We start from the raw sequence: 14,082 nt of genomic DNA, 5'->3' as shown, positions 1-14,082 counted from the left end.
CCAGAGAGTGGGGAGCTCCTCGGCAGTAATGGATCGTAGATTAGGCAGCGGCTTCCAGAATTCTGCGGCTTACATCGAGGGTAACATCACCGTTTTCACCCAGATGCGTCATGCCGTGATCTTCAAGCTGTCTGACCAGATCGTTGATACCTTCGGCGCCGATGTCGTAGGCAGACAGATGAGTCGGCACGCCTAGGTTCTCAAAGAATTCCTCGGTCTTACGGATGACAGCATCAATGCGCTCATCTTCCGTACCAGCGTTCAAATTCCAGACCCGTGCGGCATATTGCAACAGCTTGGCCCGCTTTTCGTTGCGTCGAACTTTCAGCAGGGCAGGGAATACCAAGGCCAGTGTACGGGCATGGTCAATGTGATACTTTGCTGTGATTTCATGACCGATCATATGGGTTGTCCAATCATGAGGCACGCCAGCACCAATCAAACCATTCAGAGCGAGCGTTGCCACCCACATGAGATTGGAACGCAGATCATAATCATCCGGTGTTGCTGTAATCCGTGGTCCGATTTCTATCAGACTGGAGAGCAGCCCTTCAGAAAAACGGTCCTGAGCCATACCGTCGACGGGGTAGGTCATGTACTGTTCCATTACATGGACAAAAGAGTCCACCACACCGTTGATAACCTGCTTCATCGGGAGGCTCATGGTGCGCATGGGGTCTAATACGGAAAAGCGCGGATAGATCAGCGGGTTGGAGAACAGCAGTTTGTCACCGGTGGACTGACGTGAAATCACGCTCAGGCAATTCATTTCGGAACCAGTGGCAGGCAGGGTAACAACTGTGCCCAGTGGTAGCGCCTTTTTTGCAGCCTCACCTTTGCTGACCAGAATGTCCCACGGTTCGCCATCATACGGCACGGCTGCGGCCACAAATTTGGTGCCATCCATAACTGACCCGCCACCAACGGCGAGAAGAAAATCAAGCTTTTCTTCTCGTACCAGTGCCACGGCTTTCATCAGGGTTTCATATGTGGGATTAGCTTCAATGCCACCAAATTCACGAAAAGTCCGGCTGCCAAGAGCTGTTCTGACTTCAGCCAGCGTGCCACTGCGTTCAGCACTTGCGCCCCCGTAAAGTACCAGCACACGCGCTTCGGGTAATAACTGTTCATTAATCTGGGCGATCATGCCTTTGCCGAACAGTATCCGTGTAGGGTTGTAGAATTCAAAGTTTTGCATTGTTCCGCCTACATATGCCGGCATAAATAATAGACCGGTCTACTATTAAGTCTGCAAAAAATAACGCCTATGCGTTTTTGCCTACTCTAGATTTTCAAAAATTGCTTGGTAGCCTGTGAAGCGTGATCAAACCCTTATGAGGGAGGCATGTGGTATTTTCACCAGTAGGGCCGGACCAAGCCAACAGTTGAAAAACCACGCTGGCCGATAAGCAGTTTTTCCGCTTTTAAGATATGCTGTTGGACAGCGCGATGTTTCTCTGCAATCTTCATGAGGCGTGTATATGGGCAAGCGGATTGCGTGTCTATATAAAATTAGACCGGTCTACTATTTTTATATTCATAGTATCCGATCACCATGCGGTCCATCTGCACGGCGGTTGTGAAAGGCAGCAATGCCGTGACTGACTCTGAGGCAAAGTTGGGGAAGGGATAATGGACTGGTTAACGAACACCATGTTTGACCTGTGATGGGTAGCCGATGCGCAGGACACTCCGCGCCCCTACGTCGGGGAGGCAGTCAGAGACTAGAGCATGATGCTCTGATTTTTTCGCGCGCGCTGCCTGTTTTTCATGATACCGTTAACGCAGCGCAATACAGAGCGCGCAGTAGCATGGCTATCAGTTGTGGGGCGACGACAACCAGACGGAGACTACCATGCAGCCGTTTCCCTTAGATCGGGCTTTTACTTGGTTGGAATCTGGGCCGGTAACGCTCGTGACGACGCATGACGATGGGCGCGATAACGTCATGACGATCACCTGGACCATGGTACTGGATTTCGACGCACGTTTTGCGATCACCACTGGTCCGTGGAATTACTCATGGAAGGCGATTGAGAAAACACGCGAATGCGTGCTCGCCATTCCATCTGCTGACATGCTCGATACTGTCGTGGGGATCGGCCTTTGCTCCGGCAAAGATACGGACAAGTTCGGGAAATTTGGGATTGCGCGCAGCAAGGCTGATAAAGTTAAAGCCCCGCTGCTTGATGCGTGTCTGGCGAATATCGAATGTCGCGTTATCGACATCATTGAGCAGTATGACATTGTCATCCTTGAAGGGGTCGCAGCTCATATTGACCCGCATCGCAAAGGGCGGTCACTCCTGCACGCCATTGGCGATGGCACCTTTGTGACCGATGGCCCTGCGCTGGATCGGCGCATGATGATGCGCCCAAAACTGCCGCCAAGTGTTCTGACACATAAATTGTAAGCCCCTTCCTGAGGAAGGGGCTTTCTGAGAGACATAGGGTCATTACTGGGCGAGTGGATAATCGGTATAGCCTTCTGCCCCTTGCGTGTACCAGGTGCGAATATCGTCTTTGTTCAAAGGAAGGTTGTCTTGCAGACGATGTACCAGATCTGGATTGGCAAGGAACGGCCGACCGAATGCAATGGCGTCAGCAACACCTGTTGCGACCGTTTCAATCGCTTCGTCCCGTGTGTAATCCTGATTTAGAACCAATGGTTTTGTAAAGACTTTGCGGATCGGACCATGGAGCTTTGGCTGATCGGTTTTGCCGAATGTGCCATGAGGACCGGGCTCGCGCAGTTCGAGAAAAGCAATATCAAGATCGTTCAGAAGCTTCGCGGCAGGCACAAAAACCTGCTCGGGATGACTGTCTATGCAACCTTGTGTGTCACCGTTGGGGGAAAGCCTTACAGATGTCCTGTCCGCGCCAATCGTAGCAATCACCCGTTCGGTGACTTCACGCAGAAAGCGAATACGGTTTTCTGGAGAACCACCATATTCGTCAGAACGATGGTTGGTGCCATCCCGTAGGAATTCATCAATCAGATAACCGTTGGCTGCGTGAATCTGAACACCGTCAAAACCCGCGTCCAGAGCATTGCGCGCGGCTTTTTCGTAATCGTTCAGAATACGGGCAATGTCATCCTTGGTAAGGGGACGGGCTACTTCAGGCGCCTGTTTGCCATCATACGTATGAAGTGGTTCGGGCGCTTTTGTGGCAGAAGACGATACAGGCTGTTGGCCTGTTACACTGGAATGTACCATGCGCCCCATATGCCAGAGTTGGGCTACGATCTTTCCGTCTTTGGCGTGTACAGCAGCAGTAATCGGCTTCCAGGCTTCCACCTGCTCCTGTGACCATAGGCCCGGCGCATAGGGCCATCCAAGACCTTCCCGACTGATCCCGGTTGCTTCCGAGATAATCAGGCCTGCGGTGGCGCGCTGTGCGTAATACTCGGCCATAATGGGGGTCGGAACATGCTGGCGGGTGCCTCTGGCGCGTGTCAGCGGTGCCATGAGAATTCTGTTTTTGGCGTAAATGCTTCCCAATTTAATTGGCTCAAACAGGCTAGGCATGACAGATCCTCCCTAAAAGACGCAGTCCCTATGAATTGGGGAAGCCTTACGTGGATTACAACAGGAGGCTTCCTCGCCACCAGCTTGGGTCGTGTATGGGCATTCGTTCTATGCTACATTTTGGAGAGGAAATCTGTCGATCCACGAGTATGTAAAGCGGATCGACAGGTAAAAATCGCCAGCTCATTGATTGGAGAGCCTGATCTGGCAGATGGCAGGTTTCTGTGCAGATCACGGGCGAATGCTAACGGACATTATGGGGTAAACTGCTCCCCGACCATTTCCTCGCTTTTAGCCCATAGGGCCTCAGCATGTGCCGGATCAACGGCATAAGCACGGACACCCCCGTCAAGCAGCCCTTTAGGTGCATCATTGGGAATGACCGGCGCGACATGGCAGTCCTCGCAATAATGTCCGCCTACCGCATCGGCGGTAGCAACGACGCCTGCCCACACCGAGGTTGCAGCGCCCTGAGGGACTGTTTTGAACTCAAATGGCGGTTTACCCTCAGCCGCCGCCTGAGAGTTGATCTGCGTTACCATTGCCTCTAATGCGCCCTGGGGCAGATAACGCACGAGTTCCGTCAGGATCGCGCCGGGATGCACTGCAGTGGCCCGTATGCCCTGCGCCCGATGCCGGGCATCGAAAGCAACCGCGAACAGGATATTGGCGGTCTTTGACCGGCCATAAGCAACCCAAGGATCGTACGGCGTGTGTGCGAAGTTTGGATCGGCGAGATCAACATCGGAAAAGCGATGCCCGGCTGAGGAAAGGTTGACCAGACGGGAGCCCGCCCGCAGCAGGCCAGCAATCCGGTTGACTAGCACGAAATGCCCTAGATGATTGGTGCCGAACTGTGTTTCAAACCCATCCTTCGTCTGCCCGAAGGGAGTGGCCATCACACCGGCATTGGCAATGACCAGATTAAACGGCTTGCCTGCTGTGTTCAGATGGTCCGCGGCAGCGCGCACGCTTGCAAGGTCCGCAAGGTCAAGTTCAAGCAGTTCAAACGATCCACCGCTTTTTTGGGCGTCTGTTCGGACCTGTGCGGTTGCGTGTTCCGCTTTTGTAAGGTTGCGTACAGCCCCTACAACCGTGGCCCCGCGGGCTGCCAGCGCACGGGCTGTCTCAACGCCAAGGCCTGCTGAAACACCGGTCACGAGAACGCGCTTGCCGGTAAGGCAAACATTGTGCAGGACGTCCTCAGTTGTGGAAGTTGCGCCAAACTGCTGTGTCATAGTCTGTGCCATGATAGGCCTCCAGCATGAAAGGGAACGCCGTTCCTTGTGGGAAGGGCGCCTAAGGAGTTATGTGGAAGCATGCTCCGCTTATTTATATACGGAGTATTCCTCCGTTTAACAAGAGGGAAAGACGTGAAAGAGGACCAGATGCGCCGCCGCAGGCCACGTAGCGATGGACGTAAAAATCGTGAACGCTTGCTAGAAACGGCCAGAACCGCTTTTGGGGCAGGCGAAATCGACATTCCTCTTGATGAGATCGCTCGGCGCACCGGCGTGGGAATTGGTACGCTTTATCGGCATTTTCCCAATCGCGATGCTCTGATCGAGGCTGTCTATCGTGATGAACTGAATAGGCTCGCTGTGGCAGCTACCCATCTGGCAGAGACGCAGCCGCCTGTCGAAGCGCTGCGCGTATGGTTGATTCTATTCGTTGATTATATTGCGACCAAGCAGGTCATTGCCCCCGCGCTGAACAGCCTCCTCGGCGGAACAGATGAAATCTATGCGGACTCCCGCACCGTTCTTACTGCTGCGATTGACGGGCTTGTTGCCCGTGCCATGGCAAGCGGAGACATTCGTCCTGATATTGAGCCGGTGGATCTGCTGTGCGCCCTCGGTGGCATTTCGAACTACGCCACAGGCCCCGGCTGGGAGGCGCGTGCGAAGCGCCTCGTTGATGTTCTGATTGTGGGTTCGCGCCCATAAGGTAGAGCAGGCAGCGTTGCACAGAACTATCGATCAAGAGTTCGCTCCTCCCTTCAGATCACAAGGCAGGATGGCGGGTGGACGCTGCCGATATCGGCTTGTAAGGAAATATGTAGAATATAAGCTTTTTCGTATCGTATTCCGGGAGTAGACAATGCCCAGCATAAGCCCGTTTGCCGGTAAGCCGGTCGATCCGGCCCGTCTTGTCGATATAGACGCCCTACTTGACGCCTATTATATTCATAAGCCTGACCCCGCCATTGCAACGCAGCGTGTGGCATTCGGCACATCGGGGCATCGAGGCTCCTCCCTGACCACCAGCTTCAATGAAAACCACATTCTGTCCATCAGTCAGGCGATTGCCGACTACCGCAAAGAGGCAGGCATTACCGGGCCGCTCTTTATCGGCATAGACACGCATGCGCTGTCACGGCCTGCGTTAAAATCCGCACTGGAAGTGTTTGCGGCCAATGGTGTGGAAGTCCGCATTGATGCGCAGGATGGCTATACCCCCACGCCTGTTATCTCGCATGCTATTCTGACTTATAACAACGGTCGTAGCAGCAGCCTGGCTGATGGTGTGGTCATTACGCCGTCTCATAATCCCCCTGAAGATGGCGGCTATAAATACAATCCCCCTCACGGTGGTCCGGCTGATACCGACATCACCAAGGTGGTGGAAAGCGCAGCCAACAAGTACATGGCCACGAACATGGACGGCGTAAAGCGCATCAATCATGAAGAGGCGTTGAAGGCTCCCACCACAAAACGACATGACTACATCACCCCGTATGTGGACGATCTGGCTGCCGTGGTGGACATGGATGTTATTCGTGAATCCGGCGTATCCATCGGCATCGATCCGCTGGGGGGAGCCGCCGTGGATTACTGGCAGCCTATCATCGACAAATACGGCATTAACGCCACGATTGTCAGCAAGGAGGTGGACCCGACCTTCCGCTTTATGACGGCCGACTGGGACGGAAAGATCCGTATGGACTGTTCATCCCCTTATGCTATGGCGCGTCTGGTCGGGATGAAGGATAGGTTCGACATTGCTTTCGCCAACGATACCGATGCCGACCGTCACGGCATTGTGTCGGGTCGGTACGGGCTTATGAACCCCAATCACTACCTGTCCGTTGCGATTGAATACCTGTTCAAAAACCGCCAAAACTGGAACGCCAGTGCGAGTGTGGGCAAGACGGTGGTCAGCAGCGGCATGATTGACCGCGTAGCGGAGGAAATTGGCCGCAAGCTGGTGGAAGTGCCTGTTGGGTTCAAGTGGTTCGTTGATGGACTGTTCCATGGCACGCTGGGCTTTGGGGGGGAAGAAAGCGCAGGGGCGTCCTTCCTGCGGCGTAATGGCGCAGTATGGAGCACAGACAAGGACGGTATCATCCTTGGTTTGCTGGCGGCCGAAATTACGGCCCGTACCAAGCATACCCCCGGTGCTGCATATGAGGACATGACCAAACGCCTCGGCACACCGTACTACGCACGTATAGATGCTCCGGCCAATCCGGAACAGAAAGCTATCCTGAAAAACCTGTCACCTGAGCAGATTGGCATGACTGAACTGGCAGGGGAGCCGATTGTCAGCACTCTGACCAATGCACCAGGTAATGGGGCAGCCATTGGCGGTCTTAAGGTGTCAGCCAAGAATGGCTGGTTTGCTGCCCGTCCATCGGGCACGGAAAACGTCTATAAAATCTATGCTGAAAGCTTTAAAAGCGAAGCGCATCTCAAGGCTATTCAGACCGAAGCTCAAGCTGCGATTTCTGCCCTGTTCGCCAAAGCGGCAGAGAAAAAGACGGACTGATTTCAGCAGAAGTCCCCATATCCCATCACTGTGGTATGGGGTACGCCGCCCACCCGTTATGAGCAGACGGCATTTTTGACGGGTATCTTAATAGGGGCATTCCTGCTTAAGCGAACTGCCTCCTGTTCAGCATTATCCGTCGTTTACCAACTATAACCTATGCTGGCCTGTGCGTTACGGCGCTCCCCATAATAGCAGAATTCCTGCCCGTAGGACGCATAGGCAAGGCAGTTGGCGATAAACTTCTTGTCAAAAATATTCCGCACGCTGGCAGCAACATTCCAACCGTGAAGAGAAGACGAAAGGTTGGACAGGTCATAGCGAACAGTCCCGTCAAACTGTGCATAGTTGGGAACCCACACGCTACCGTAGGATGCTTCCCCCCCATATGCTTTTGCTGTGTAACGCATGCCGCCGCCAAAACCCAGACCTTTGACTGGCCCAGAAGGCATGGTGTAGTAGGCAAACAGGGATGCATTGCCTTTGCCGGACTGGATAAGCGGTTTGCCAGTAGAATCGTCTTGTACTTTCTGAATACTGACAGCAGCCGTTACAACAAAATTTTTGTAAGGTTCGGCATGGGCTTCAAATTCGAAGCCATCAGAATGCACTTTCCCACTTTGCGTGCTGTATCCATAGTTGCCGACTGACACGAGGACATTTGTTTGTTCGATATGGAACCCTGCGGCCGTAAACAGAACAGATGTATTGGGTATCTGGTATTTTAATCCGCCTTCAAGTTGCTTGCCGATGCTGGGATCAGCCTGATGGAGTGTTGCTCCGCCATCATTTGAAACAATGCCAGATTGAGGCTGGAACGATGTTGAGTAGCTGATATAGGGGGCAAGCCCGAATTTGAAGTGATACAGGCCGGATGCGCGCCATGTTATTTGGCTAGGGGTTTGGCGCGTATCTGTTTGTGAAAGATGCTCGACCTGATGGGACCGGTACCAGTCATTCCGCAGGCTTCCGGTTAGCACCAGACCGCCCCATTTTATTTCGTCCTGACCATAGACCCCGATCTGATGAGAGTCTGTTGTATAGTTAACGTATGGACTCATAGCTGGAATATCCATCCGATAGTCAGGATGGAATACATTCATGTCTGGCGCACTACCATAAAATCCGGCTTCTGTAGCGTGCTGCTGCATGTAATCAAACCCAAACATCATAGCATGGGTTAATGGGCCAGTGCGCACATGCCCTTTGAACTGACTGTCAAACGCCAGGTTATGGGTATGTTCGTTTGTGCCAAAAGCATAACGCGGCAGGATACCGGCACTTTCATTGCTATAAAATCCTGCGTCATACACGCTGCGATAAATGGTCTTGATGTCATCATAGCGCCCGCGTGACGTAAAGCTCCATTGGCTGTTGAAGTCATGGTTGAAGATGTAGGTTATTGCACCCTGTTTACGGTTGAATTTTTCAAAAGACGTGTCACCGTCATAAAAATCTCTTGGCAAATAACCAAAGGATGCACGTTTGAGCGAGCCGACCAGTGGTACGCCACCATATGTACCGTTTTCTGGATCGTACTGATAATTGCCCAAAAGCGTCAATGTTGTCGGACCATCCCCCCCGAAAGTGAAGGATGGGCTGATGCTGAACCGACGGCTACCCGTGCGGGCCAGTTGGCTATGTTGCCCATTGACGGTTCCATAAAGCCGGTAGCGCACCATGCCATTATCTGTGGCATAGCCGCCGACATCTGCATCCACACGATAAAGGTCAAACATGCCGCCTGTTGTGTTAACGCCCCCATAAAAACGCTGGCTTGTTGGCAGCTTACTGGATAGGGCGGTTAGCCCACCCGGGCTTGACTGCCCATAGAGCGCCGATGCCGGACCACGCAGAATTTCTATCCGTTCGAGCCGCGACGTATCGGTCTGGGCCACAGCGTAGCCAGTTGGGCTATCCTGCAACCGCAATCCATCCAAAAATGTGGGGACAGTAAACCCACGTATTGCAAACTGGTCGTACCGTGTTCCTACGCCACCGCCGCGTAGATCTGGTGTAACGCCAGGCGAATACCGCACGGCTTGGTTGAGGCTGAGCACGCCTCGAATATCCATTTCGTTCCGGGTAACAACCGTAACGGACTGAGCCGTTTCCACCAGTGGTGTGTCAGTCTTTGTTGCCGAAGACGCAATGGTAGAGGTTCTGCGGCCTTTAACTTCGAGCTGCTCGGTTTCCTCCGCGTTGCGGGCAGTCTGTTTTTTAGTGGTTACTTTTGTAGCCCCATGGGGAGCAGCTTTGTCATCTTGCCCAGCTGCCAGTGCGGGTGTGCTGATGAGAAGAGAGAAGGAAAGGGCGCAAAGCGCTCGGCTACGGTGCATGATTTGTCCATAGATCTGGCAGGTGGCATTCAACTTACTCGTGCGCATTAATAGAAATGAGAATCAGTTGCAAGTTAATCGCCATATCGTTACGGATGATTAATCTTGAGCAGCAGGCAGCGTGATTGCGCCGTCAGAATGCAAGTGTCTCATGGGGCGATGGTCGCACTCTGTTTGTGTTAGGAGGCTAGGTCTGACCTCTTCATACTTTTTGCGTAAAGATGGATGGCCTGATTGACCCGTGAGAGCATAAAAATGTGGGCAGATCATTCTCTCTTGTCGCATATCGCTCTAGCGGGACGGCACATGACAATTCTCATGGTGCTGAGTTTGGCGGGCATGGCGTAATTTGAAGAATGAACCCGGAGCGAACGGATGACTAAACAGGATGCCTCGCTGAATATGAAAAGAGTAATTCTTGGTCTGATTGCTTTTTGGGGGGCTGTGGTCGGCGGAACTTGTTTGTTCCCCGTGTGGTCAAGCGCAGCACAGGGCACAGACCTAGCTGCTCTACCTGTCGTAAAGCCCGTCATGTCATGTGAGGCGCTCGGCAATGTCGATGTGGCACATGCCATCAGGGCCGAGGTGCATGACCAGAAGGCGACCTTCTCCCAAACGCCAAAGGGTAAATTCTGTAAGGTTACGGGGCAGATCGCGCCTGCTATTTCCTTTGAGGTCGATCTACCTATGGAGCGCTGGACCCAGCGGTTTCTACTGGGTGGTTGTGGCGGCCTGTGTGGGATGACGCATGTGGGTGTCAGTAACGCAGGGGCGTGCTCCCCGGCACTAAATGGCGAATTCGTGATGGCAGCGGATAACATGGGCCATACCGGTTCCATGATGGGGCTGGCGCAGGGCGAATTTGGCAAGAGCCCGCAACAACGCATTGACTTTGCTTATCGCGCCAACCATGTCACCACACTGGCCGCCAAAGCCCTGACAGCGGCTTTCTACGGGCAAGCTCCAAAATATTCCTATTTTGTCGGCTGTTCCGATGGTGGGCGTGAGGCGCTGATGGAAGCTCAGCGCTATCCCGAGGATTTTGACGGTATTTCCGCTGGTGCTCCAGCTGCCTTGTTTACCGTGCAAAATTCCTTCTACCACGCGTGGAATGTACGCGGGAACCAGCGTGCCGATGGTACCAATATTTTGCTGCAAAGCCGCGTGGGCGTGCTGCATGATGCCGTCATCCGTCATTGCGATACGCTTTCGGGTGTGAAGGACGGCCTTCTTGAAGACCCTCGCACCTGCCATTTTGATCCCGCATGGGTGCAGTGCCCGGCAGGCCAGCGCGATACATTGCATTGCCTGACGGCAGAGGAAACGCAGGCAGCGCTGCGGCTTTACAAGGGGGCAACGGATGCAGCGGGACGTCCCTACATTATTGGTGGTCCATTGCCGGGGTCGGAGTTGCAATGGGCGCTGCCTTCCACAGCCCGTGGAGAGTCCATGAGCAAGGGCATTGCTGCTTCCGCCATTGCCTATGTTATTCCGCTACAGGTGGATGAAAAGGCGGCAGATCTGACACGCTTCCATTTTGATGACGCATCCTTTGCCCGCATGACCGAACTGGCGCCGCTGTATAATGCCGAGAATACGAACCTTCGTCCGTTTCACAAGCATGGTGGCCACCTTATCCTGTGGCATGGGCTGGCGGACCAATCGATTTCGCCACTGAATACCATTGCGTATTATCAAGGCGTGCAGCAGGAAATGGGAGCGAAACAGACCGACAGTTTCCTGAAATTCTATCTGCTGCCCGGTGTGGGGCATTGCGGCAATGGCGAAGGCTTTCCTCAGGTGGATTTTCTTTCCCCGCTTATGGCTTGGACGGAATCTGGTATTGCGCCTAACGCTATTCTTGCGGAAAAGACAACACTGGGTGATGGGCGGCCGATGGGACCGCCGCTCGGCGGGCATGGTAAACCACCGGCTGGTGGGCAGATTCACATGGCCTCTATGCCCAGCCAGCCTTATGCTCGCCCCAATGCCGTGGCGATCGCGAGCCGGCCAGTCTATCCCTATCCGTATATTGCTCAGTATGGAGGGGCAGGAGACGTGAATAATGCGGAGAATTACCGGCCCGTGATGTCTCCTGTATCCCTGCCCATGATGTTTGCGAGCCATGCCGCATCACTGATCGGTCCGGACAATCAAAAGCAATATGGCGTTAAAGGTGGAAAACTTGTGATAGAAAACGCGCAGTAACCAGAGCAGCTCTCTGCTTGGTAGTAGATGCCAAGCAGAGACGTCGCCTTTTCAAACGCTGCAACATACCCCATCCAGCAATACGTTTAATGCGGCTCTAATTGGTTCTGGCCCGACTTTGTCTTCAAGAAGCTGGCCATTGATCGCAAGCATGGCCAGGCCATGCACCTGTGCCCAGCTTGCTGCCGCCTGTGCAGCTATCTCACCCTGCCGAAAGCTACCATCTCGCTGACCTTTTTCCAGAAGTTCCAGAAGAATTCCGAATGTGCTCATGGCGGCATCATGTAACTGGGGATCCACAGTTTTGTCCGCATCAGAACTGAACATCAGGCAATAAAGGCCAGATTTGCCGCTTGCAAACGCAATGCAAGCCTGTGCCACAGCTATAAATTGCATACGTGAGGAAGATTGCGCCGAGGTCATTGCATTCCTCATGGTCTTTCCAAGCTGGACAAAGCCAATCCGAGCCAGTTCGCGCAGAAGTTCTTCACGGTCGCGAAAATGCTTGTAAGGCGCTGCATGGCTGACACCAGTCCGCCGAGCAACCTCCCGCACTGTAAAGGTCCAGTTTCGGTCTTCGTCCAGCATGGTAAGAGCAGTTTCGATCAGGGCATGGCGCAGGTTGCCATGGTGGTACGGCCGATCTTTCATATCACTCATCTGTGAGACTCATGTTTACAAGAGAAACTTTCATTGACGTCCGCGCGCTATTGTCCATAGTCTGTCTTTATATGTTTCTCATGTAAACATGGAGGACGCAATGTCCGATACTGTTTCAGCGAATGCAGTCCCCACGGATCTACATCGTATTCTTGACCGTCAGCGTGCTGCGTTCCTGCGCCTCGGCCCACCGGACCTCAAACAGCGTCGCGCAGATTTACGCCGCCTTAAAGCTGAGGTCTTGAAGCGGAGAGGGGAGATTATTCACGCTCTAAAAGTAGATTTCGGGCAGCGGTCAGAGCGAGAAAGCGCCATTGTCGAACTCATCCCGCTGGTGCAGTCGATTAATTACATGATCCGTCATCTCGGGCGCTGGCTGAAGCCGGAACGGCGGCACGTAACAGCCTATTTCCAATTTGGTCGCGCATGGGTAGTCCGTCAGCCAGTTGGGGTTGTGGGCATTATCGCTCCGTGGAATTACCCGGTTGCCCTCGCTCTTGTGCCGTTGGCCACGGCCATTGCCGCAGGCAACCGTGCGATGCTTAAACCATCGGAACTCACACCGGCCACGGCAGAAGTTATTACGAAGGTCGTTCAGGCCGCTTTCCCGCCAGAACAGGTCTCCGTCATTACAGGAGATGCTGAAGTAGGAGCGGCGTTCTCAGCCCTGCCGTTTGACCATATTTTTTTCACGGGCAGCACGGCGGTCGGAAAAAAAGTTGCAGCTTCAGCCGCCCGTAACCTGACGCCAGTTACACTCGAACTCGGCGGTAAATCACCCGTAGTAATCGAACCCGGTTTTGCCATGCAACGGGCGGCGGAGCGCGTAGCATTTGGTAAGCTTACCAATGCCGGACAGACCTGCGTCGCGCCCGATTATGTGTTGCTGCACAAGGATGATCAGGATGCTTTCGTCCGCGCTTATCAGAATGCTGTAAAAAAGCTTCATCCCTTGGGTTTCGCTGGATCGCCCGATTACACAGCTATCCTCAACCCGCAACATTATGAACGGCTGAGCCGTTTGCTCCGTGATGCCGAAGAACATGGCGCGCAAGTCCTCCGTTTGGGTAGCGATGCACTAGACAGCCATGTCCTTGCTCCTGTCCTGCTCCTGAATGTTACGCCCCAGATGGCGGTCATGCAGGAAGAAATTTTCGGCCCCATTCTGCCTGTGCTCACATATAGTCATCTTGATGAAGCTATTGCGTTCATTAACGCGCGCCCCCGACCTCTGGCATTGTATTACTTTGGAGAGGAGTGGGTTGAGCAGAACAAACTGCTGAAGCACACAGTTTCAGGGAATGTAACCATCAATGGTACATTGCTGCATTACGCGCAGGACGATCTGCCTTTTGGCGGCGTAGGAGAAAGCGGGATAGGGGCTTATCATGGCAAGGAAGGCTTTATTGCGCTTACGCACCCACGCGGAATTTACAAACAAGGTCGTATTAACATGAGCACGCTTCTTTACCCACCCTTTGGAAAACTAACCGACATCATAATAAACTTTATTTTGCGGTAAGAAAATTTTGTGCCTTGCAATCTGTTTGGCTGGTATTGTTTGACCCAAACTGATCC

Annotated in this window: 10 protein-coding genes; 5 read left to right on the top strand and 5 right to left on the bottom strand. The window is 53.4% G+C overall.

Annotated elements, in window-relative coordinates:
• Positions 1-40: 40 nt before the first annotated feature.
• Complete coding sequence (locus AGA_RS08755; protein ID WP_059024785.1) at positions 41-1,198, bottom strand: iron-containing alcohol dehydrogenase; 1,158 nt, start codon at positions 1,196-1,198, stop codon at positions 41-43.
• Between the two features lie 657 nt (positions 1,199-1,855).
• Between AGA_RS08755 and AGA_RS08750 the strand changes: the two genes are divergently transcribed.
• Positions 1,856-2,413, top strand: coding sequence for a flavin reductase family protein (locus tag AGA_RS08750; protein ID WP_059024784.1), 558 nt, complete (start codon positions 1,856-1,858; stop codon positions 2,411-2,413).
• Between the two features lie 42 nt (positions 2,414-2,455).
• Here the strand turns inward: AGA_RS08750 and AGA_RS08745 are convergent, their stop codons facing one another.
• The gene (locus tag AGA_RS08745; RefSeq protein ID WP_059023897.1) at positions 2,456-3,529 is read right to left on the bottom strand and encodes an alkene reductase; all 1,074 of its coding nucleotides are present in this window, start codon (positions 3,527-3,529) and stop codon (positions 2,456-2,458) included.
• A gap of 254 nt (positions 3,530-3,783) precedes the next feature.
• Positions 3,784-4,767: an SDR family NAD(P)-dependent oxidoreductase gene (locus AGA_RS08740; RefSeq protein ID WP_059024783.1), complete on the bottom strand. Its 984-nt coding sequence runs from the start codon at positions 4,765-4,767 to the stop codon at positions 3,784-3,786.
• 150 nt (positions 4,768-4,917) lie between these two features.
• Between AGA_RS08740 and AGA_RS08735 the strand changes: the two genes are divergently transcribed.
• Positions 4,918-5,475, top strand: a complete 558-nt coding sequence (locus AGA_RS08735) for a TetR/AcrR family transcriptional regulator (protein ID WP_242008555.1) — start codon at positions 4,918-4,920, stop codon at positions 5,473-5,475.
• Between the two features lie 154 nt (positions 5,476-5,629).
• Positions 5,630-7,297, top strand: a complete 1,668-nt coding sequence (gene pgm / locus AGA_RS08730) for a phosphoglucomutase (alpha-D-glucose-1,6-bisphosphate-dependent) (RefSeq protein ID WP_059023895.1) — start codon at positions 5,630-5,632, stop codon at positions 7,295-7,297.
• Positions 7,298-7,440: 143 nt separating this feature from the next.
• On the opposite strand, the gene AGA_RS08725 is transcribed toward pgm, so the two are convergent.
• Positions 7,441-9,636 (bottom strand): TonB-dependent siderophore receptor, encoded by a 2,196-nt coding sequence (locus tag AGA_RS08725; protein WP_059023894.1) that lies wholly within the window; start codon positions 9,634-9,636, stop codon positions 7,441-7,443.
• Between the two features lie 531 nt (positions 9,637-10,167).
• On the opposite strand from AGA_RS08725, the gene AGA_RS08720 reads away from it, so the two are divergent.
• Positions 10,168-11,844: a tannase/feruloyl esterase family alpha/beta hydrolase gene (locus AGA_RS08720; protein WP_231945760.1), complete on the top strand. Its 1,677-nt coding sequence runs from the start codon at positions 10,168-10,170 to the stop codon at positions 11,842-11,844.
• Positions 11,845-11,895: 51 nt separating this feature from the next.
• Here the strand turns inward: AGA_RS08720 and AGA_RS08715 are convergent, their stop codons facing one another.
• Complete coding sequence (locus tag AGA_RS08715; RefSeq protein ID WP_059023893.1) at positions 11,896-12,504, bottom strand: TetR/AcrR family transcriptional regulator; 609 nt, start codon at positions 12,502-12,504, stop codon at positions 11,896-11,898.
• An 88-nt stretch (positions 12,505-12,592) separates the two neighbouring features.
• Between AGA_RS08715 and AGA_RS08710 the strand changes: the two genes are divergently transcribed.
• Positions 12,593-14,026, top strand: a complete 1,434-nt coding sequence (locus AGA_RS08710; protein WP_172793733.1) for a coniferyl aldehyde dehydrogenase — start codon at positions 12,593-12,595, stop codon at positions 14,024-14,026.
• Positions 14,027-14,082 lie beyond the last annotated feature (56 nt).

This window comes from Acetobacter ghanensis, from assembly GCF_001499675.1.
In the GTDB taxonomy this organism is placed as follows: domain Bacteria; phylum Pseudomonadota; class Alphaproteobacteria; order Acetobacterales; family Acetobacteraceae; genus Acetobacter; species Acetobacter ghanensis.
Note: the sequence above shows the minus strand (reverse complement) of the source record. Positions and strands in the feature narration are given on the sequence as shown.